This window comes from Burkholderia sp. AU44665 (assembly GCF_030504405.1).
Classification (GTDB): domain Bacteria; phylum Pseudomonadota; class Gammaproteobacteria; order Burkholderiales; family Burkholderiaceae; genus Burkholderia; species Burkholderia semiarida.
Genome location: NZ_JAUJRI010000014.1, coordinates 30,795 through 51,310, shown reverse-complemented (window position 1 = coordinate 51,310; position 20,516 = coordinate 30,795). Strand labels below are relative to the sequence as shown.

The following is a 20,516-nucleotide window of genomic DNA, read 5'->3' as shown; positions in this document are numbered from 1 at the left end:
CACAAAATTCAAGCGTCCGATGGAAATATCGCTCATACCGAAATACCTTCCCGGAGGGTACGGTTTATTCGGAAACTGTAGATCGATATGGTCTGGCCTACCATACCTGTACTGAACATATCCATTGTCTGGAGAAACGTTACCCGATGCACACAATGAGACCATCTTTTCACCCAATGAACAGCTGAAGTAAATTTCCTCGTGCGGCTGACACAACGTAACTTCATCTGTATATGCGCAGCCTCCAACACCAAATGCAAAAATCGCCCCAAATCGACCAACCAAAGTACTGCGCGAGCCACAAATCAATCGACCTCCTTCTTCCATTAGTGTCAGCCCCCAGACAGTTAGCGCTTACTAATGCACATCAACTTCAGAAGGCAATACCCATTTCACCCCATCCGACACATTATCCGAGAAGTTTTTGTACTTCGATGATCGACATTCTTGATCCATAATCACCCTTCCATTTCTCGAAACGTACACCCCTCCCGGCCAAACGGAAGATACAACATACACGTAAGCTCCATTTGTTATTTTTAAATGAAGGCCACGGATACTACCTTCCGACACATCGGATATTGAAAACAAATTACCCGAACCAATATGCCCCTCCAAAATCTCCAAGAAACCATCATTTCTTCCATATCGATATTTTATATATCCCTCTCCGGGCTCATAGTTATTCTTCGCGCAAATTGAAATCACTTTCTCATTTGCGAGCGGACAACTAAAATAAATATCTTCATCTACTCGACACAGAGTTTCTTCGTCCCTCACCGCACCGACTCCAGCGCCGGCCACACTAATTTTCGCCACGCACAAGAGAATTACAAAAGCAAATTTCCTATTTGTCATCTCAACCCCTGTCAGCCACGAATAGGCATGAAATTATTTCTCCGATCAACAATATCCGACATATTTTCATCAGAAATTGGCCGGCGAGGGCAGCGACCTAGAAGTCCAAAATTTGCAATTCTGTTATGCCACCTACATCTACGCTCGCATCATCACGATCAGAAATTTTATACAATTTACTATGACCCCAGTATCTAGCAGCTGACTAGTTGCGTGTTTTTTCGCAGTACGAATTCACTTATCCATATCAATATGATCGAATAATTTTCCCGAATTTTTCCCTTGAGATCGATGGACGACATTTTTTCGCAATATGCCCTATAAAATACCGCAGCTTGCTCCTTGTACTCACTATCACAATACGCGTCGGCCAAATTGAGCTTCGCAACCGCCCGACCCGGAAAGTCTGAAATGATCTTTTCAGGAAGAGGAATAGCGTCATACACCCTTCCATTTTTAGAAATATAAAATTTAAGGCCATTGATACCGCTAGTATTTCGAGAATCCAAATAGTCAACAAACTCAAAAATACTATAACTCCTAAAACAAACACGAAAGCCACGAACCCCAACACCTCGCGACCTCTAAGATCGATTTAAAATAATCAAAACATAGATTCTTCACCTCTACTTTCCATGCTGATCAAGCTTATCGGCGTTATCCATGACCCCATATTCCACACCACTTCGAACAGCTTTATCGAACGGGATATATGCATTGCCTTCGCAAATCTGACCGAATACCAGTTTCCCATTTTTCGAAACATAAATTTCCCCAGGCACGAGCGCATTTGAGACTACGTAGGTGTAGGGCCCGCTTGTAAACTTTAGATGACTACCTAAGCCTTCAGATAGCCTTGAGACATCAATGATCGAAATTTTTCCGCGCGGGTGCAAGAGTTCGCCAGGGTACTTGTATTCAATATTACTCTGTGTCCCAAAGCGATATTGCACATATCCATGATCGGGTGACGAGTTGTTAGACGCACAAACCGATGCAATCTTTTTTGAGTCCTGTAATTTGCAATTAAAGTACTCGACTTCACCACAATGACAGAGACTCCCCGCATATAGATAATCTTCGCTCGCAGCAGAGGCCACGCTATTACAAATAGTTAACAACACCAAGACACCCACCTTTGAGATCGTTTTCACACAAGGCATCCTCAAGCATTTACCAATTCACATCAAAACCAGCGATCAAGCATTTTATAAATTTCCAATTCGACAGAGACGCCAAACGATCGAACCACGGATGGCGCAACCATTAATTATCCACACCATCAACAATCGGGACCGTCACTATTCCGCGAAATACTCGCCGGCTCAATAACGGATAATCTCCATGGTCACACACGCGATTCGAAACAAGATCGCCGTTTTTTTTGACGTAGACCCCGCTCGGAGATCCTTGATATATCACGTAATCATATTTCCCAATTCTGAATTTCACATGCACAAAACTCAAGCTTCCGATGGAAATATCACTGATACCGAAATACCTCCTCGGCGGATACGGCTTATTCGGAAACTGTAGATCGACATGACCTGGCTTACCATACCTGTACTGAACATATCCGTTATCTGGAGAAATGTTACCCGATGCACATAATGAGACCACTTTTTCCCCGACTGAACAACTGAAGTAAATTTCTTCGTGTGGTTGACACAATGTAGCCTCAACCGCATGTGCCATCCCGACTAGATTGACAGCTAGAACCGCACCAACCAGGAAAAACAAAGCAGCCAGCAAATGACGTTTCAATTTAAATCTCCTCGCGCGTTAATTTTTTCGAAATTTTCCACTCGCTTGGCGTAGCTGTCTGTTTTTTTATTTATAACTGCAGTAATTGCATCAACTTGATTTGCCGTCGCCCCTCTATCGGCGATAGCAGGCAGCTGGCGGCTTACCCAAAAATATGCAGCTGACCGGGCAGCATACTTGGCCTGCATCAAGAGATCAGGATTTTCTTCGAAATTCGGAATGTCGTCAGGCCATTGAGCCTGATTACGCTTATTCCAACTTGTAAAATCCCTATAATTTGCGCGCCCCGTGAGCTGCTTCATACCTCGGCCCCGGTATCTCCATCCATCCCCGCTATCGTAGTCCCCATTACCTAATTCAGCCCGCCCGCCATATGCGCCATTCGCAATGATTTCGAAATCCTCTCCGCTCATGGGAGTTCCGTCCGCTTTGACTCCCCTCTTTTTATCATAGCCATGATTCTTGGCAATTTTTGGATTTTTCTTAAAATAGGAGAATTTTATTATCAGCGTATCAGCCTTCCAGACAAAGCCTTCTTCAATATTTAGAGAAGGCCCCGTTTCTTGCATTACTTGAGCAAAGAAATGTGCCCTACGAAGCGGTGAGTTCAATTTATAAAAATCAATATGTGCATTGAACTCGTCGATCACGGCTTGGAGAGCATCTACCTGTGCACCCGGGAATATTCGCCTCATCATTTGCATAGTGAATTGAAACTTCCCCCCGAAGAAATTACCTATCATCCCGATGGCATTGACGTGAAAAACCTCCGCCCCGGGGAAGCCCGACACCCCAGCCCCCACCTCATCCCACCACGCCAACTTCTCAATCCGCTTCCGCTCTTCCTCATGCTGCGGCTTAGGCCCCGTCTGCTTCTCCAACTCGGCGATCAACTGCTTCCACTTCGACGGATTCGCCCACTCGCTCTCGTGCTTGACGATCAGTCGCGACGCCGCTTGCATCAACCACGGATATCCATCCCGTTCGCCTGTCGACAACGTGCAAAGCTCGTCAGCCGCGCGGCTACCATCACCCCTCTTGTACAGTGCGTCGTATACCTTGAGCATCAACGGACTGAGCTTCGAACACGATGCGAGATCAGACGCATTCGCACCGCTCGCGTAATCAATCCATGATTGCGTCGTCGCAAAAATCGTATGTGCCGGATCGTGGGTATCTGCCAAACACTCGAAATCGATCCACTTCTGTGCGAACTCACGGGTCACTCGCCCGCCAGCAAAGTTGAAATCGCACACCCAGCCTTCAATCGCGTGCCCGTGGGCGTTCACGCCGTCGACATGCCACCAGCTCACCGGATAACCTGGATCGGGATTCGGTCCGGGCACCGGAACACGCCGTCTCGAATCACGCGCCAGTTCGGCGAGCGAGTACACCTGCACACGGTCTGTTTTTCGCGATTGCGGATCCGCGCCCTGTACAAATTCGTTGTTCGGCGTACGCTGATACAGCACCGTACCCGGCTCGATTCGCAGAATGGTCGGTTCCGACGGAAGCCCGAGCTCGGCCCAGTCCTCCTTGCGCGAACCATGTTGGCTAACCCATGCACGCCCTTGCTCGAGGAACGGCCGGATGCTGTCATCACAGAAAACCTCGACGTGCGCCATTCGAACGCCCGAGCTACGTTGATTCAACGAGTCGTATCGCCCCAGGTGTCCGATCAGATCCCCCGCCTTGATTGGAATACCGGGGGTGTCCCCAGGCTTGGCTTGATCCGTTACCACGACAACCCGATCGAACATCGCGTCCTCGACAGCCTCCTCGGCAACCGGCCCGCCATTTTCCTGGCCGAGGAAAACCCACCCACCGATCGCGCTCGAGGGCTCGACATAACCGCCCGCGTGTTGCGGATACAGCGATGCCCCGTGTAGATCCGTCAGTTGCCCCCACACCTTCCCGTGCTTCGTCTCAATCTTCCCGATGCCGACGCTGGTCCCCTGAGGCACGATGCCAATAGGCGCACCGTTCGGAGCCTTGCGGACTCGCAACCCCTGCTGCGCCGGATCGGGAGCCTGTCCGTTTTTTCCCGACACCGGTTTATCCTGCGCATACTGCGTCACCCGCCATTGCCGCGGCCAATACGACGGCTTCTCCCGTTTCGGGAAATTTGCGTAGTCCTCCCAGGACATCAGGTGCATATACAAGCTGTAGAACGTCAGCTTGGTATCCCGCGGGAACTCCATCGTATGCCGCACCAGCGCGAAGCCCGTGCTATACGGCGCTTCATACGGCGCCCCACTATCGGCAGCCGCCATTTCGCTGACCGGATAGGTCTTGTTGGCGCGAAACGCAATCAGCATACCGTCGGCGATACAGCGCAATCCCCCGTCGAGGTCCAGCGACTGGCCCGCACCGGCCTCCGTGATATGGATGCCGCCGTGCCACATGCCGTTGCTGCTCGAAAGATAGGTGCCGGACGGTTCACGCTCGGCCAACAGCCGATAGATATCGTGCTCATCGGTGAATCGGGTTGACGCATCGGACACGCCATTGCCTTTACGCAAGAACGGAAATGCGAACGACAGTTTCTTCAGAGCAGGCTTGGCAGGCGTCGGCGTTGACTTGGGCGGCGTCGCTCGCTTCGGCGCATTTTTCGATGTGCGTTTGGTCGCCATGGTCGGGCTTACTCCGAAAAACCGAAATTCAGTGTGTTTTTCACGTCCTTTGGCGGCACCGAGGACCACGTCGGAAACTTGAAACTCCCGCCGTCGGCGTCATTGACGGTCAGGTCGCCTTTCAGCTCGATTTCCCCCGCAGGACTCCCGAGCACGATCTTTCCGCCTGACAGCTTGATATAGGCACCCGAGCCATCACCGATCGTGACGCTTTTACGACCGGTTATCGTGATTCCGCCATCCGAAGAACACACGTGCACGTCCTGCATCGCCATCAGTTCCATGCCGTCGCCTTGCGCCTGAATCTGCACCTTGCCCTTTGCCGCGAAGAGTCGAATTCCCAGCCTCGCCGCGAAGAACGAAATCGCTTCACCGGCCGCCGCGGTGATACGCTTCATGACGCCGATGTCCAATCCTTCGCCGGCCGTGATGAACATCTGCTTGCGTGCAGCAACCTGAACGTGCTGCCCGCTCGCGATGCCGACACCTTCCGGCGCACTTGCGACGATGACGGGTTTCTGGAGGCGGCTCAACTTCTGCTCAATCAGCACGCGTTGCTGATTGGCCTCGGCCTGTAGTGCCTTTGCGGCGTTCGCGGCATCATTGAGCGAACGCAGAATTTCTTCGGCCTGCGCGAATGTTGCGTCCGCGTTGTGCATGGCAAGCTGCTCGCCGGCCGCGCCCGGTTGCGCCTCGGCCGATACGAGCACGCCGTCTGCCGCCCGGATCGACGCATGACCGTCGGTGGCGAGTTCAGCCCCCGTTCCGCGCGCGTTGCGATCGATGTCCACCATGAAGCCCAGATTCAGCTGACTTGCCCGGAACGGCGTGATTAGATGGACATGCTCGTTGCCCTCCCTATCCTCCATCCGCAACTCATTGCGCGCAGCCGTCCGAATCAGGTTCCGCGTATGGTTCAGGTTGTTGACCAGATCCGGATGCACGCTGTCATGCATCGCCCCGATGATCACCGGCCGGTTTGGATCGCCGTCCGTATGGACGATCGCCACCTCCGCCCCGTCGATCAACGGAAAGTGATGCCCATAATCGCCACCGCTATACGGCTTCGCCAACCGCACCGGCCGGCTCGTCCCACCCGGGCTCCATTCATCGAGATCGAATGGCAGCTTGATGACGTACCAGCCCTGCTCGGTCAGGTACGCATACTTGTAGTTGCCTGGCGACGTAATCCGCGCTGGCAGAATCCCGTCGACCACCGGCCGCGAAATCGAGGCCATCGACGTGCGCCACACGCGATCCGACGGAATCCCTTCGAACGCCACCCAGTACGACTCGTTACGCCCGCCGTGCGACTCGACCGACGTCACGAAGACCCCATGTTTCGCATCGGCTGGCTTCGGCTCGACGCGCATGACCTCGCCGGCTTCGAGCCAGAACGGATTACCCGTTCCCCTGAACGTGATCTGCCCGGCCAGATAGGCCTCGTGCCGCAACCGCGCCACCCGCTTGCCCTCTTCGGGCGTCTCGTAATGCTCGCCCCAGCGATAATCGACGGCGTTCGTCGTCTTGTCGTCGCGCGCCGTGTTTTCCTCAACCAGCAGCGACACCCCGGCCTGTCGATGGTTGTAGTCATGCAACCGCACCGCCTCCGGCACGCGCTTCATCTCGCGCCCGAGCGTCTTGATCGCATCCGCACCGACACTCTCCAGCCCCGAATCACGCCGATACGGCACCGTGCGCTGCTTGCGCGCATACGCATCGAGATCGTCGCCGAACACCACCACCGCGCGATCCTTCTTCTGCTCCCAGCGAAACCAGATCCCCTCTTCCGCACACATGCGCCGGATGAACGCGAACGTAGTCTCGTGATACTGCGTCACGTATTCACGGCGCTTGTACTGCCCGCGCAACTGGAACTGAAAATCCACCCCCGCGCGATAACCGTAGTGCCGAAGCGTGTCGGTCACGATCTCCTCGACCGACTGCTTCTGAAACAAGCGGCTGGTCACGCCGCGATCGAGATCCGCGAGCGTCGGTTCCAGCACGACGCGGTAACGCGTTTCGTCCGCCGAAGTCTCAAGCTCGTCGAATTGCGTGATCACACCATGAACCGTATACGCCGCCGGCTTCGTACTGAACCGAGCCGCGTTCTCCCCGAACATCTTTCGCAGGTAATCCATGTCCGGGTCGACCGGATCCGCAACGAACTTCGCCGGCCGGCCCAGCACCTGGTCCATCGGGATCCCGGCCACGGGGCTTGTGAATTCGATCTCGTACCGATAAAGCTGGCTCACGCGGTCCAGCCCCGTGAACTTCAGGATCGAGAACGGCGCCGGATGCGGCGCCAGCTTCAATTCATAAGCCTGCGTAGGCAAAATCATCGACATCGACTCTCTCGGTTGCGCAAACAGGCGGTGCCGCCGGGGCAATCATCGTCACCCCGGCGGTTCGCCATCACACGTCGGATCAGTTCTTGGCCTTCGGCATCTGCGACACGAGCGACAGCCCGATGTCCATCCCCTCGACCTGGAAGTGCGGGACGATGAACAGCTTGATCCGGAAGAAGCCCGGGTTGTCCTCGATATCCTCGACCGTGACCTTCGCCTCGCGCAGCGGATGCGACGCCTGCAACTCGTCGCCCGGATCCTTCATCTCGGTGACGAGCCCCTTGATCCAGTTGTTCAGTTCGAGCTCAAGCAGACGGCGATCCTTGGTCGTGCCGATGTTTTCGCGCTGGATCAGCTTCAGGTAGTGCGCGATGCGAGACAACAGGAAGATGTACGGCAGCCGCGCGTTGATGCGGCTGTTCGCGGTCGCTTCCTTGGTTTCGTACAGCGCCGGCTTCTGCGCCGAGTTCGCGGAGAAGAAGCATGCGAAGTCGTGGTTCTTGTAGAACGACAGCGGGATGAAGCCGAGATTCGCGAATTCGAATTCGCGCGTCTCCGGGATTAGCACTTCGGTCGGGATCTTCGGCTGGTAGCCGGTGCCGAGGTCGTACAGGTGAACCGGCAGATCCTCGACCTTGCCGCCCGCCTGCGGCCCGCGGATCTGCACGCACCATCCATTGCTCACGAAGCTGCGCACCATGTTCGCCGCGAACGCGAACGACGCGTTCATCCACAGGTACTTGTCGTGATCGGGGCCCTTGACGGCCTCCTCATAGTTGAACGCCCGCACCGGCGCCGTGTCCTTGCCGTACGGCAAACGGCCGAGCACGCGCGGCATCGTCAGGCCGACGTAACGCGCATCGTCGGTATCGCGGAAGCTCTTCCACTTGATGTATTCGGCGCGATCGAAGTAGTTGCCGATGTCCTGGATCGCCGCCACTTCCTCCATCGACCGCTTGCCGAAGAACGCCGGCCCGACCGAGCCGATGAACGGCATGTGCGCGGCAGCCGCGACCTTCGAAATATTGCGCAGCAGCGCAACGTCCATCGGTGAATTCGCGAACTCGAAGTCGCTGATCATCGCGCTGATCGGCTGGCCGCCCGGCGTGTCGTATTCCTCGATGTAGGTGAGGCGATACAGGCCGCTCTGGATCAGTTCCGGCGTGTCCTCGAAGTCGCGCTGCAGCGCGTCCTTCGATACGTCGAGCACCTCGATGCGCGCGTTCTTGCGGAAATCGGTACGGCTCACGAGCATCTTCAGGCCCCGCCAGCGTGCTTCGAGCGCCTGGAATTCCGGCGTGTGCATCACGGCGTCGAGCTGGCGGCTGATTTGCCGGTCGATCTGGCCAATGTGGAAGTCGAGCAGCGATTTGTCGAGCCGGTCCACCGGCTGGCGCGCGTTCGCGACGAGTTCGAGGAACGCGCTCATCCCGCGCGCGATGCGCTCGTCGGCCGACGCCTCGGACAGCATGTCGTTGTCGCGGAACGCCTCGAGCGGGCGCGCCTCGCTAATGGGCTTCAAGTTGATCTTGCTGCACAGCGACGCATAGACGCTGTCGATATCCCCATGCGGGGCGTCCAGCACGACGGTCTCGGTCGCGCCGGCCTGCTGCGTTTCAGTGGGTTTCATCTCGGATCCTGTCTGCGGTCGAATGGCTACGAAGTTGCGGAATGCGCTGAACGCGCGTTTTGCCCGGCGTCGCTCACGCATGCCCTTCAGGCTGCGTCGCGGCGGTCGCGATCTGCGCGAGCTCGCCGCGCAGCTTCGCGGACAGGCGGTCGTCCTTCAGCACCTTCTCGAACTCGCGACGGAACGTCCCGTTGTCGAGCAAATTCGATTTCAGGTCGCGCAGCAGGTTGCGCATCGCGAGGAGCGCCTGAAGCTCGGGAATCTGGCGCGCCACTTGCTCGGGTTCGAAATCCTTGATCGACCGGAACGCCAGGTTGACGGGCAACTCGGAACCGTCGCCGGCCAGCGTGTTGCTCGCGGCAATCTTGAGATCCGGCGCGTAGTCGGCCAGCACGGCATCGAAATTGTTCTTGTCGATGTTCACCTTCTTGCGCTCGGCAAGCGGCGCCTGCTCGCGGCCGGCGCTGAAGTCGCCCGCCACCAACAGCTTCAGGGGCAGCTCGACCTTCTTCTGCGCGCCGCCCGTATGCAAGTCGAGAGTGATCGACACCCGGCTCTTCGGGATCTCTCGCTGAAAGCTATCCAATTCGTTCTCCTTATCTCAGAAAGCTTGAAGATTCCGCGATATGCACCCCGGACCACGAGTGCACCGTCGTTCACGTCACTTTTGTAGAAAATCGCAACCCGTATTGACGCACGACCGAATCGGATATTCGCGGCATGACGTGCCGATTCAGACGGCAGAAAATATCATGCAATTTCATGAAAAGTAAACAGACAGAAATCAAAAATCACATCCGACCTAACGAGAAACGGATCAATTAATACTCGTCCTATATCACCCCCTCGCCCGAGGCAGACATGAACTACACCAAAATCAATCTCAAATAACTGAATGCTCACCACAACTCATTGATATTTATAACGAAATTCAGCAAACGACACTCGCAAAAATCTCGATAAATCAGCGCACACAAATTCCCGTAGATCACAAAAACAATTCACACCACAATCTCAAAATCAACCCCACTCTTATCTCGATATAAATGACACATTCGTCAACAAATTACCCGATGACGGAGTGACGAAATCGGCAAATGATGGTTAGAATCGGCGCCTCATAACTTCTGATCGATATTGACTACACCATGCGGATCGAAAAGCCGCTCTGGCATGAAGGGCTGATTCTCACGCAGCAGCATTTCCAGCAGCAGGACCGCTGGAACGGGTTCGCGCTGCAACAACTGGCGTCGGCGGTCGCCGCGTCGCCGTGGGGAACGCTGAACGTCGATGTCGACGAAGAAGCACTGGCGTCCGGCCGTCTGAAGCTCACGCGGCTTCGGCTACGCTTTCCGGACGGCACGCCGATCGACACGACCATCGCCGACGCACTGCCGCCCGCGCGTGACCTCGGCCGCGAAATTCCCGCCGATACCCAGACCGTCGACGTGCTCGCCGCACTCGCGCTGCCCGATGCGAACGGCGGCAACTGCCGTTTCGACGAGACGGCGTTGGCCCGTCCGCGTCGCGCGTATCGGGAGTTCGTGAAGGTGGTGGACCTGAACGGCGCGGGCGAAGCCGAAATCGCAGCCGAGCGCCACGCCGTCCGCTTGCTGTTCGGCCACGAATCGCATGCAGACGACACCGCATGCGCAATCGCTCGCCTGACGCGCACGACGAGCGGCCAGTTCCAGATCGATCGCGAATATGTACCGCCCTGTCTGTCGCTGTCGGGTCATCCGCTGCATATCGAACGCATCCGGCGGCTCGCGGATATCCTCGCCGCCAAGAGCGCGCTCCTCGGCGCGCGCCGCAGCGAACGGATCGAACAGGTTGCCGAATACGGTGTCGCCGACGTCCAGCTCTTCTGGCTCCTGCACTGCATTCATCAGGCGTGGCCGCAACTGCGCTTCCTCGCGTCGCATCCCGCGCAGCCCACGGATCGTCTGTACCAGGTGCTCGCGCAATTGGCAGGCTCGTTGATCACTTTCTCGACACACGTGTCGCTGACCGACATCCCGCCTTACGATCATGCCGGCGCACACGAGGTGTTCGCGACGCTCGAGGCGTTGATCCGCGATCTGCTCGACGCGATCATCCCGTCGCGGGTCGTGTCGATCGGGCTCTCGCACACAACGCCGACCACCTGGGCCGGCCAGTTCCTTGACGAGCGGATCGTCGAGGGCGCGGCGGACTGGTACCTGTCCGTCAATGCGGCGCTACCGGCGTTCGAGCTCGTCGAACAGTTCCCGCGCCTGTGCAAGATCGGTGCGCCGGACGACGTCGAGCACATCGTCAATTCCGCGGTGGCGGGAATTCCGCTCAAGGCCGTGCAGCGCGTGCCGGGCGCCATTCCGGTGCGGCTGGACAACCATTATTTCGCGCTGGATGCGCACGACGCCGCCCATGCGCGAATGCTGGCCGCGCGCGCTTGCCAGATCTATCTGCCGGCGTCGGTTCCCGACGCATCGATCGAACTCTACGCGGTGCTGCGCTGATGAACGCCATCGTCTCCACACGTCACGATTCCGCGTTGCTGGCGCGGGAGCCATCGTCCAGCCACGCGGCCGGGCCTTCGATGCGTGCGCTGCTGCGCGATACGGCACTGCTCGTCGCGCAGCTGTCGAGCGGCGGCGAGGTCGACAACCCGGAAGGGCTGCGTCAGCAGTGCGCCCGGCTCGTCGCGCAGTTGGCGACGGCACTCGATGCACAGGGGGTTGCCGCCGACATACGGGACGATTTGCTCGTCGCGCAATGCGCGCTGATCGATGAAACCGCGCTGCGGCATCTGCCCGCCGCCGACAAGGCGAACTGGGAGTCCAGGCCGCTGCAGGTCGACCGGTTCGGCACGCACGACGCAGGCACGCGCATTTACGAGCGGCTCGAGTACCGGATGCGCGAACCCGCGCCGAACGTCGATCTGCTCGAATGCTATGCGGCCATTTTCGGTCTGGGATTCCGCGGCCGCTACGCCGCTCGCGCGGGCTCGTCGGCGGACGCCCACGAAGGCGAGGCAACGCGTCTGGCATTGCTGGCTGCGCTGGTCGCGCAAATCGATCAATTACGGCCGGCTGTGCGGCCGGGGTTCGTCACCGATCGTTCGAACACGCGACTGATCGACCGGCTCACACATCTGTCGCCATGGGCGATCGCCGGAACGGCCTGCGTGATCGCGATACTCGCATGGTTCGCGTGGGATCGCATTCTCGACGCGGAACTGGCGCAACTCGTCCAGAAAGTGAAGCGGCCGTGACGTCGGATACCCCTCTCCCACGGGTGGCGACCCACGTCGAATCCGATGCCGCAAACGCGGCGCTGTCGGGTCTCGGCTATCCGCTGCGCACGATCGTCACGCTATCCGCGACGCTCGCGCTGGCTATCATCGGATGGGTTTTGGCCGTCGATCGCGGCGTCATGTGGGGATTGACGGCGAGCGTCGCTGTGCTTTCCGCGCTCGTCGTCTGGCTGCATTCGCGCCGGCTGACGCGTGCCCGCGAACGGAACGTGCACGCGCTTGCGCAACTGGGCGCGGCCACCGCCGACCTGCCCGTCGCACTGCGCACGAAAATGCCGCTCGCGCTCGTCACCGGCGACGGCCTGTCCGCCTTGTTCGATCGCGATACGGCGCGCGCACGTTTCGTTCACGTGGGCGACGGCGCAATCTGGCTGCGCGCCGATCGCCCGCAGGATCTCGCCCGGCTTGCCGTCGCCGTCCGTCAGTGGCGAGACGGCCATGCACCCGATTGCGTCGTGCTCTCGGTCGCGCCCGGCCTCCATGCGAGCGACGATACGTTGTCGCAGAACCTGCGCGTGATCCGGCAGGCCGTCGCCGATGCGTGTCGCATGCTGGGCGCGTCGCTGCCGGGCTATGTCGCCGTCTATCAGCGACTGTCGGATGCGAGCGTGGCGACGAAGGCCGCCGCCGGCGCATCGGCGGCGCAGTGGTACGGTATGTCGACCGGCTCGGCCATCGCGAATCTGCACGGCTTCGACACCGCAATCGAGGCGGCCGAGTCGGACGCACTCCATGCAGACGCAAATCCGGCCGTCTCGGCCCGCGCCGCCGGAATCGCGTCGATCGTCGGATGGACCCGCCGTCTCGTGTTCGACACGCTGACGGACCGACGTCAGCCCGCGTCGCCGTGGCCGCTGCTCGGCGCCGGCTGGATCGATCACGGCCCGGCGTCCGGCCCAGGCAAACCATGGGAACGCGAAGTGCGCGCGCTGACGGGTATCACGCCGGCCACATTGCCCGCGTCGCCGCTCCCGTGGCCCTTTCCGCAACCGCTGATCGATACGATGCCGCGCCGCGCGTGGCGATCGCCGCGCGTCGCCGCAGTCGCGCATGCGATTGCGATCGTCGCGTGCGCGGCGGTCGTCGCCATTTGCGCAGCCGCCCGGAACAATGAAGCGCTGATGGCCCGCGTCGGCGCGCATCTGGAGCGCTACAACCGCATCCCCGTCACGCAGGACGCCGCGAAGCGCGACGCGCTGCTGTCTCTTGCAGCGGACCGCGATCAACTCGACCGATACGCCCGCGTCGGCGTTCCGCTGCGGCTGTCGTTCGGCACCTATCGCGGTGCGCAGCTACTGCCGCTTCTCGACGACGCGATCGCCTCTTACGAACCGCCCCCGCCGCCGCCCGCCGTCGTCACGCTGGACAGCATGTCGCTGTTCGACAGCGGCAACGCGCGGCTCAAGGCCGGCACCACGCGCGCGATGGTCGATGCGCTCGACCTCATCAAGGCTCATCCGGACAAGCGCGTGCTCGTCGCCGGTTACACGGACGATCGGGGTCGGCCCGATCGGAACCTCAAGCTGTCGATCGATCGCGCGTCGGCCGTGCGCGACTGGCTCGTCGATGCGTCGGGCATCCCGCCGACGCAGTTCGCGATCCAGGGCTACGGCGATACACGGCCGGTCGCGGACAACGCGACACCGCAGGGGCGAGCGAAGAATCGCCGGGTCGAAATCACGCTCGTTCCCGATGCGCCGGTGCCGGCCGTCCCGACGAGCACCGCGCGGTAATACGCAACATTTTTGGGTCCCGGGGCGACGCCTCGGGCTTGTCAGCGCCGGAACTAGGTTCCGGCGATTCGCAGTACGAAAAGAAGGAGTGAACAAATGGCAATTCCGGCCTACATGTGGCTCAAGGACGACGGTGGCGCGGACATCAAGGGCTCGGTAACCGTCCAGGATCGCGAGGGCAGCGTCGAACTGGTCGCGTTCGACCACGGCGTGCACATCCCGACCGACGGCAATACGGGCAAGCTCACCGGCACGCGCGTGCACAAGCCGATCATGCTGACGAAGGAAACGGACGCGTCGACGCCGTACCTGTACAAGGCCGTGACGAGCGGCCAGACGCTGAAGTCGGTCGAGATCAAATGGTATCGGATCGACGACGCGGGCAAGGAGAAGGAATACTTCAACACGAAGCTCGACAACGTGAAGATCGTCGCGGTGAAGCCGAAGATGCTCGACATCAAGAACCCCGACTACGAGAAGCACAACCATCTCGAAGACGTGGAACTGCGCTACGAGACGATCACGTGGTCGTACAAGGACGGCAACATCATCCACAAGGACACGTGGAACGAACGTTCCTGACGTGTTGACCGGCCGGGGGAATCCGGTGCGTGCGCGCACCGGATTCCGCCGGTTCGCATGCGCATCGACGGATGCGCGCCCTCTCCCTCTCCTGATCCGCTACCGACATGACGCCGCCGCTCCGGGATGCTTCCCATCTCATTCGCCGTCTCAATCCTAATTGCACGCGTGCGCTCGAAGCCGCTGCAAGCCTTTGTCAGACCCGGCTCGCCGACGAAATCGCGGTCGAGCACTGGGTGCTGAAGCTGATCGAGGCGGACGACGGCGATATTCCGGCGATCCTGCGTCACTACGATCTCGACATCGATGCCGTCTGGGATGCGATGATCGACGTGATCGACCGCATGCCGCGTACGCTGCGCGGCGTGCCGGCGTTGTCACGGCAGCTCGCCACGGTGATCGAGGACGCATGGGCGCAGGCGGTATCCGACGACCGCGACGGCGCCATTCGCTCCGGGCATCTGCTACAGGCGATCGTCGACGCACCGCATGTGCTGCGCACCCAGCGGGCATGGCCGCTGCTGTCGGTTTCGAGTACGCAGATCAGGCGTGTGCTGCCCCGGCTCGGGCGGCGCTCGTGTGAAAACGCGCGCGACGAAACGGTATCGATGCGGGAGACCAACCCGGCCGGCAGTCAGCGCGGCGCCGGGACGGCGGCATCGACCCCCACCGGCAACGCGGCCCCGCATGCGCCGCACGTGCCGGCGCGCGCGATCGACGGCGATGCGCTCGCCCGTTTCGCGCTCGACCTGACCGAAAAGGCGCGCGAAGGCGAGATCGACCCGGTATTCGGCCGCGACCACGAGATCCGGCAGATGATCGACGTACTCGCGCGCCGCCGCAAGAACAATCCGATCCTGGTCGGCGAACCAGGCGTCGGCAAGACCGCGCTCGTCGAAGGGCTCGCGCTGCGTGTGGTGGAAGGCAGCGTGCCGGAAACGATCCGCGACACGCGCATCCTGACACTCGATCTCGGCTTGTTGCAGGCCGGTGCGGGCGTCAAGGGCGAATTCGAGCAACGGCTGAAGAACGTGATCGACGAAGTGCGCGCGTCCGAAACACCGATCCTGCTGTTCATCGACGAAGCCCATGCGTTGATCGGCGCAGGCAACGCGGCGGGCGGCGCCGATGCGGCCAACCTGCTCAAGCCGGCACTCGCGCGCGGGGAATTGCGCACGATCGCGGCCACCACGTGGGCCGAGTACAAGCAGTATTTCGAGCGCGACGCCGCACTCGAACGGCGCTTCCAGGTCATCAAGGTCGACGAACCGGACGACGACACCGCCTGCCTGATGCTGCGCGGGCTCGCGAGCCGCTACGCGAAGCATCACGGCGTGCATATCCGCGACGAAGCGATCGTCGCGGCCGTGCGGTTGTCGCGCCGCTATGTTCCCGCGCGACAGTTGCCGGACAAGGCCGTCGACCTGATCGACACGGCCGCCGCACGCGTGCGCATGTCACTCGACGTGCCGCCCGCGGAACTGCAGCAGGCGCGTGCGACGCTGGCGGCGCTCGAACTGGAGCGCGCCGCGCTGGACGCGGACCGCCACGCCGGGATCGCCGCTGTCGCCGAACGGCGTGCGTCGATCGACACGGAATACGATACCGCCCGCGGCGCGGCCGACAGGCTGCTGGATCAGTACACGCGGGAACGCGAACTCGTCGGCGTCGTGCATGCCCTTCGCGACGTAACGAATCAGATGGTCGATCCGGCAGCCGTGTCGGATGCGCTCGATGCGTTGTCGGCCGTTCAACGCAAGTCGCCGATGATTGCCGCCGACGTCGACGCGCCGTCCATCGCGCGCGTCGTCGCCGAATGGACCGGCGTACCGGTCGGCAACCTCGTCGAGGACGAACTGCGCAACCTGCTCGCCCTCGAAGCGACGCTGGCGACGCGCGTGGTCGCACAAGACGATGCGATCGCGGCATTGGCCGAGAGCCTGCGCACCGCCAAGGCCGGCCTGAAGAGCGAACACGCGCCGCTCGGCGTGTTCCTTCTGGCCGGGCCGTCCGGCGTCGGCAAAACCGAAACCGCGCGAGCGCTGGCCGACCTGTTGTTCGGCGGCGACGCCGCGCTGACGACCATCAACCTGTCGGAGTACCAGGAAGCGCATACCGTGTCGCAACTCAAGGGCTCGCCGCCCGGCTACGTCGGCTACGGGCGCGGCGGCGTGCTGACCGAAGCCGTGCGTCAGCGGCCGTACAGCGTGGTGCTGCTGGACGAGGTCGAAAAAGCGCATCGCGATGTGCTCGACATCTTCTATCAGGTATTCGACCGGGGCACGATGCGCGACGGCGAAGGGCGCGAGATCGATTTCCGCCACTGCGTGATCGTGATGACGTCCAATCTCGGCAGTGCGCAAATCGACGATGCGACGGCTGAGGACGCATCGATCACGCAGGCGGCATTGCGGGAAGTCATTCACGCGCAACTGGTCGCGCATTTCCAGCCGGCACTGCTCGCGCGGTTCCAGACGCTCGTCTATCGGCCGCTCGATGCCGTGGCGCTCGCGTCGATCGTGCGCATCAAACTGGACACGATCGCAGCGCGCCTGCTCCGGCAACACGGCGTGACACTGACGTGTGCGGACGATCTGATCGACTCGATCGCGCGGCACTGCGTATCGCGGGAATCGGGCGCACGCAGCGTCGATGCATTCCTGAACCAGCGCGTGCTGCCCGTCGTGTCCCGCGAATTGCTTGCGCGGATGGCATCGGGCATCGCGCCACGGCAGATCTCGTTGTCCGCGACTGCCGAAGGCACGTTGACGATCGATTTCGTCGATGCGCCGACGGCCGCCGACGACGGCACCGAACGATGGAGCCGACAATGACCGCCGGCCCGTCGCTGTACGACATGCTGCTCGGCCAGATCGGCGGCGAACCGATCGGCGCCTACGACGATCGCACGCTTGAATGCCTGAGCGTCCAGCAGAACGTCCGCCGTATTCTCAATACGCGAGCCGGCGCGCTCAAGCATCTACCCGACTACGGGCTGCCCGACCTGACGAACATCTACAAGGCATTGCCCGCGTCCGCGCATCTACTCAAGCAGCAGATGGAGGCGACGCTGTTGAAATACGAACCGCGCATTCGCGCGATCGACGTCGCGATCGTCGACAACCGCGATCCCGGCATCCTCGTCAGCTTCGAGATGACCTGCCATCTGAAGAACGCCGGGCTCGTACGCTTCGGCACCTACTTCGAGCCGCCGGGCCGCCTGCACGTCGTCCGGCGCATCGACCCATCGTGATCGCGCACGATCAACCCTCGTGCGCCAGATGCGCACTAAATCCAACCTTCCCCGGCGCGATCCCGTCCTTCAGCGTCAGTGCCGGAATCTCGTAATCGCCCGCGTTCTGCCGGCGAAACGGAATCGGCTGCGTGGTCCACAGATCGTCGAGACGCCGGCCGAGCGCCGCGCGCGTTTCGTCGAAGCGCGCCGCGTTCATCTTGCCCGTCCGATAGATCACGAACGGCGGCAGCACGTCGAACCCCGGGTAATACAGCATGCCGTGCTGGATCGGGAACAGCAGGTCGTCGATCGGCCCGTTGATACCGCGCGGGCTGTAGTGCGGTTCCCACCCGCCCGTCGTGACGATCACCATCGCCCGCTTGCCGGCGAGCGACCCTTCGCCGTAGCGATCGCCCCAATGCGTGTCGGAATGCTCGCCGACACCATAAGCAAACCCGTACGCGTACACGCGCTCGAACCAGCCCTTCATGATCGCCGGCATCGAGAACCACCACAGCGGGAACTGCAGAATCACCGCGTCCGCCCACTTCAGCTTGTCCTGCTCGCGCGCGATGTCGTCGCGCTGCGTGCCCGTCTCGAACGCACGCTTCGAATCGAGCGCCGGATCGAAGCGATCGTCGGGTGCACGGCCGGTCATGTCGTGCGCATCGAGGGTCGCCTTCCAGTTCATCGCGTACAGGTCGGTCACTTGCACCGTGCGGCCGGCCGCTTCGAGGTGCGCGACGGCGAAGTCGCGCAGCGCGCCGTTCAGCGAGCGCGGCTCGGGATGGGCATACACGATCAGCACATTCATGTTCGTCACTCCGTGGATTGAATGACTGCAGGATGCCGCCTTCAACGGTATATTTGAAATGAATTCCTGATATCCCAGGTATAGCGATGAATAATCTCAGAAGGCTCGATCTGAACCTGCTCGTCACGCTCGACGTGCTGCTCGCCGAGCACAACGTCACGCGGGCGGCCGAGAAACTGAACATGTCGCAACCGTCGGTCAGCGTCCAGCTGCAAAAACTGCGCGACGTGTTCGGCGATCCGCTGCTGCTGCCGGGGCCCCGCGGGATGCGGCCGACCGCGCGCGCGGAAGCGCTGCGCGAGCCGTTGCGGGAGGCGCTCGAGGCCGTCGAGCGGGCCGTGGTTCCGGCCACGCCGTTCGACCCTGCAACCGCGACGAACACGTGGCGCGTGGCCGCGACCGACTACGGCGAATCGACGATCGTGCTGCCCGCGCTGCACACGCTGCGCTCGACCGCGCCCGCCACGCGGCTCGCCGTCGTCGAGCTCGTGCCGCCGCGCATCGAGCAGGAGGCCGAACGAAACGGCATCGACCTGGCTTTTCACACGACCGAAGGCTCGCCGCCCGGCATGCGGCGCCTGCCGCTGTTCGTCGAGCGTTACGTCCTGATCGGCCGTGCCGGCCATCCGAAGCTGAAGCGGCGCCCCACGCTCGCGCAGTTCGGCTCGCTCGAACACGTGATCGTGTCGCCCGACGGCGGCGGCTTCTTCGGCGTGACGGACGAAGCGCTCGCCAAGGTCGGCGCCGCCCGGCGCGTCGTGCTGTCGGTGCCGCACTTTCTGTTCGTGATGTCGGCCGTCGCGAGTACCGATCTCGTCGCGATGGTGCCTGAACGGCTGGTGCGCGACGTGCCAGCGCTGCGCGTGGTGGACGCCCCGGTCGAGGTGCCCGGCTATGAAATGTCGATGCTGTGGCACGAGCGCATGCATCGCGATCCGGCGCATCGATGGCTGCGGGAGACGATCGCGGCGGCGGTCTGACACGCCGGTCATGGCGCGGCTGACATCTGCTGTCACCGGGGGCTTGAAAGTCGGTCGATCACTGTATATATTTACAGTGTTTCTGCGTCATTTGACCCGAATTACATCATCCCGAGACGGTCTTTAGTGAGGCGACCATGTTCCAGTCATCCGCATTCGATCCCGAGCAACCCGGCTTCAATCCCGTCCATTTCGAGCGCGCCGCGCAGCGGGCGGTCGTCGATCTGCAGCGTGTCGTCAGCGGCCCTGCCCAGCGGGCGCTCGGCCTGCGGCGCCGCACCCACCCGGCCGCCGTCCGCACGATGAGCTGGCAGGCGCTGTTGAACGTCGAGGAGCTGGCATTCTCGAATGCCGGTTTCCTGAGCCGCAACGAGCCGGCCGTCGTCGATGCATTCATCCGGCTGCGCGACAGTCGGCTGGTCGCCGCGGACGTCGAGGAGCCGGTCGACTGGCGCCGCGACGACGACGACCTGCCGGCCGTCTATCTGATCGTCAAGGCGATGCTCGAAGCGGAAGAGGAAGAACGGGCCGAAGCGGCCTGAGCCGCGCGGGCCTTGCGCGGCTGCGTTCTGCCGCACGTCGGGTGGCAGCGCGATCGACGCGGCCGCTCATCGCGGTTCGGCTTCCGCGGTTCGACGCATCGG

The 20,516-nt window shown here is 60.8% G+C and carries 16 protein-coding genes; 8 read left to right on the top strand and 8 right to left on the bottom strand.

The window, feature by feature from the left end:
- Positions 1-357: 357 nt before the first annotated feature.
- The 7 genes from QZM15_RS24270 to tssB all read right to left on the bottom strand — a co-directional run bounded on the left by QZM15_RS24270 (position 358) and on the right by tssB (position 9,819).
- Positions 358-858 (bottom strand): hypothetical protein, encoded by a 501-nt coding sequence (locus QZM15_RS24270; protein WP_302107407.1) that lies wholly within the window; start codon positions 856-858, stop codon positions 358-360.
- 626 nt (positions 859-1,484) lie between these two features.
- Positions 1,485-2,012 (bottom strand): hypothetical protein, encoded by a 528-nt coding sequence (locus QZM15_RS24265; RefSeq protein WP_302107406.1) that lies wholly within the window; start codon positions 2,010-2,012, stop codon positions 1,485-1,487.
- 112 nt (positions 2,013-2,124) lie between these two features.
- Complete coding sequence (locus QZM15_RS24260) at positions 2,125-2,622, bottom strand: hypothetical protein (RefSeq protein ID WP_302107405.1); 498 nt, start codon at positions 2,620-2,622, stop codon at positions 2,125-2,127.
- Positions 2,619-5,255 carry a glycoside hydrolase family 19 protein gene (locus tag QZM15_RS24255; RefSeq protein WP_302107404.1) on the bottom strand — a complete coding sequence of 879 codons (2,637 nt, stop codon included), beginning with the start codon at positions 5,253-5,255 and terminating at the stop codon, positions 2,619-2,621. Before QZM15_RS24255 ends, QZM15_RS24260 begins: the two co-directional genes overlap by 4 nt.
- An 8-nt stretch (positions 5,256-5,263) precedes the next feature.
- Complete coding sequence (locus tag QZM15_RS24250) at positions 5,264-7,603, bottom strand: type VI secretion system Vgr family protein (RefSeq protein ID WP_302107403.1); 2,340 nt, start codon at positions 7,601-7,603, stop codon at positions 5,264-5,266.
- Positions 7,604-7,682: 79 nt separating this feature from the next.
- Positions 7,683-9,233 (bottom strand): type VI secretion system contractile sheath large subunit, encoded by a 1,551-nt coding sequence (gene tssC / locus QZM15_RS24245; protein WP_099317182.1) that lies wholly within the window; start codon positions 9,231-9,233, stop codon positions 7,683-7,685.
- A 73-nt stretch (positions 9,234-9,306) separates the two neighbouring features.
- Positions 9,307-9,819, bottom strand: coding sequence for a type VI secretion system contractile sheath small subunit (gene tssB, locus QZM15_RS24240; RefSeq protein WP_302107402.1), 513 nt, complete (start codon positions 9,817-9,819; stop codon positions 9,307-9,309).
- A 562-nt stretch (positions 9,820-10,381) separates the two neighbouring features.
- Between tssB and tssK the strand changes: the two genes are divergently transcribed.
- From tssK to tssE, 6 genes are all read left to right on the top strand, one after another.
- Positions 10,382-11,731, top strand: coding sequence for a type VI secretion system baseplate subunit TssK (tssK, locus tag QZM15_RS24235; protein ID WP_302107401.1), 1,350 nt, complete (start codon positions 10,382-10,384; stop codon positions 11,729-11,731).
- Positions 11,731-12,486, top strand: coding sequence for a DotU family type IV/VI secretion system protein (locus QZM15_RS24230; protein ID WP_302107400.1), 756 nt, complete (start codon positions 11,731-11,733; stop codon positions 12,484-12,486). Before tssK ends, QZM15_RS24230 begins: the two co-directional genes overlap by 1 nt.
- A 23-nt stretch (positions 12,487-12,509) precedes the next feature.
- Positions 12,510-14,261 carry an OmpA family protein gene (locus tag QZM15_RS24225; protein ID WP_302107399.1) on the top strand — a complete coding sequence of 584 codons (1,752 nt, stop codon included), beginning with the start codon at positions 12,510-12,512 and terminating at the stop codon, positions 14,259-14,261.
- A 96-nt stretch (positions 14,262-14,357) separates the two neighbouring features.
- Positions 14,358-14,843 carry an Hcp family type VI secretion system effector gene (locus QZM15_RS24220; RefSeq protein ID WP_059575329.1) on the top strand — a complete coding sequence of 162 codons (486 nt, stop codon included), beginning with the start codon at positions 14,358-14,360 and terminating at the stop codon, positions 14,841-14,843.
- Between the two features lie 107 nt (positions 14,844-14,950).
- A complete protein-coding gene (tssH, locus tag QZM15_RS24215; RefSeq protein ID WP_302107398.1) occupies positions 14,951-17,677 on the top strand; it encodes a type VI secretion system ATPase TssH in 2,727 nt (908 codons plus the stop codon).
- Positions 17,674-18,096, top strand: a complete 423-nt coding sequence (gene tssE / locus QZM15_RS24210; protein WP_059575349.1) for a type VI secretion system baseplate subunit TssE — start codon at positions 17,674-17,676, stop codon at positions 18,094-18,096. The genes tssH and tssE overlap by 4 nt, the downstream gene beginning before the upstream one ends.
- A gap of 10 nt (positions 18,097-18,106) precedes the next feature.
- On the opposite strand, the gene QZM15_RS24205 is transcribed toward tssE, so the two are convergent.
- Positions 18,107-18,892, bottom strand: a complete 786-nt coding sequence (locus QZM15_RS24205) for an NAD(P)H-dependent oxidoreductase (RefSeq protein ID WP_124860777.1) — start codon at positions 18,890-18,892, stop codon at positions 18,107-18,109.
- 86 nt (positions 18,893-18,978) lie between these two features.
- Between QZM15_RS24205 and QZM15_RS24200 the strand changes: the two genes are divergently transcribed.
- Together QZM15_RS24200 and QZM15_RS24195 are read left to right on the top strand one after the other, a co-directional pair.
- Complete coding sequence (locus QZM15_RS24200; protein ID WP_302107397.1) at positions 18,979-19,872, top strand: LysR family transcriptional regulator; 894 nt, start codon at positions 18,979-18,981, stop codon at positions 19,870-19,872.
- A 137-nt stretch (positions 19,873-20,009) separates the two neighbouring features.
- Positions 20,010-20,414, top strand: coding sequence for a DUF2471 family protein (locus tag QZM15_RS24195; protein WP_059575323.1), 405 nt, complete (start codon positions 20,010-20,012; stop codon positions 20,412-20,414).
- Positions 20,415-20,516 lie beyond the last annotated feature (102 nt).

Excerpts from the sequence above, each read along its gene's own strand:
- QZM15_RS24205 (WP_124860777.1), bottom strand. The coding sequence starts at position 18,892 with ATGAATGTGCTGATCGTGTATGCCCATCCCGAGCCGCGCTCGCTGAAC.
- tssK (WP_302107401.1), top strand. The coding sequence starts at position 10,382 with ATGCGGATCGAAAAGCCGCTCTGGCATGAAGGGCTGATTCTCACGCAG.
- tssH (WP_302107398.1), top strand. The coding sequence starts at position 14,951 with ATGACGCCGCCGCTCCGGGATGCTTCCCATCTCATTCGCCGTCTCAAT.
- QZM15_RS24270 (WP_302107407.1), bottom strand. The coding sequence starts at position 858 with ATGACAAATAGGAAATTTGCTTTTGTAATTCTCTTGTGCGTGGCGAAA.
- QZM15_RS24255 (WP_302107404.1), bottom strand. The coding sequence starts at position 5,255 with ATGGCGACCAAACGCACATCGAAAAATGCGCCGAAGCGAGCGACGCCG.
- QZM15_RS24230 (WP_302107400.1), top strand. The coding sequence starts at position 11,731 with ATGAACGCCATCGTCTCCACACGTCACGATTCCGCGTTGCTGGCGCGG.
- QZM15_RS24220 (WP_059575329.1), top strand. The coding sequence starts at position 14,358 with ATGGCAATTCCGGCCTACATGTGGCTCAAGGACGACGGTGGCGCGGAC.
- tssE (WP_059575349.1), top strand. The coding sequence starts at position 17,674 with ATGACCGCCGGCCCGTCGCTGTACGACATGCTGCTCGGCCAGATCGGC.
- QZM15_RS24200 (WP_302107397.1), top strand. The coding sequence starts at position 18,979 with ATGAATAATCTCAGAAGGCTCGATCTGAACCTGCTCGTCACGCTCGAC.
- tssC (WP_099317182.1), bottom strand. The coding sequence starts at position 9,233 with ATGAAACCCACTGAAACGCAGCAGGCCGGCGCGACCGAGACCGTCGTG.
- QZM15_RS24195 (WP_059575323.1), top strand. The coding sequence starts at position 20,010 with ATGTTCCAGTCATCCGCATTCGATCCCGAGCAACCCGGCTTCAATCCC.
- QZM15_RS24250 (WP_302107403.1), bottom strand. The coding sequence starts at position 7,603 with ATGTCGATGATTTTGCCTACGCAGGCTTATGAATTGAAGCTGGCGCCG.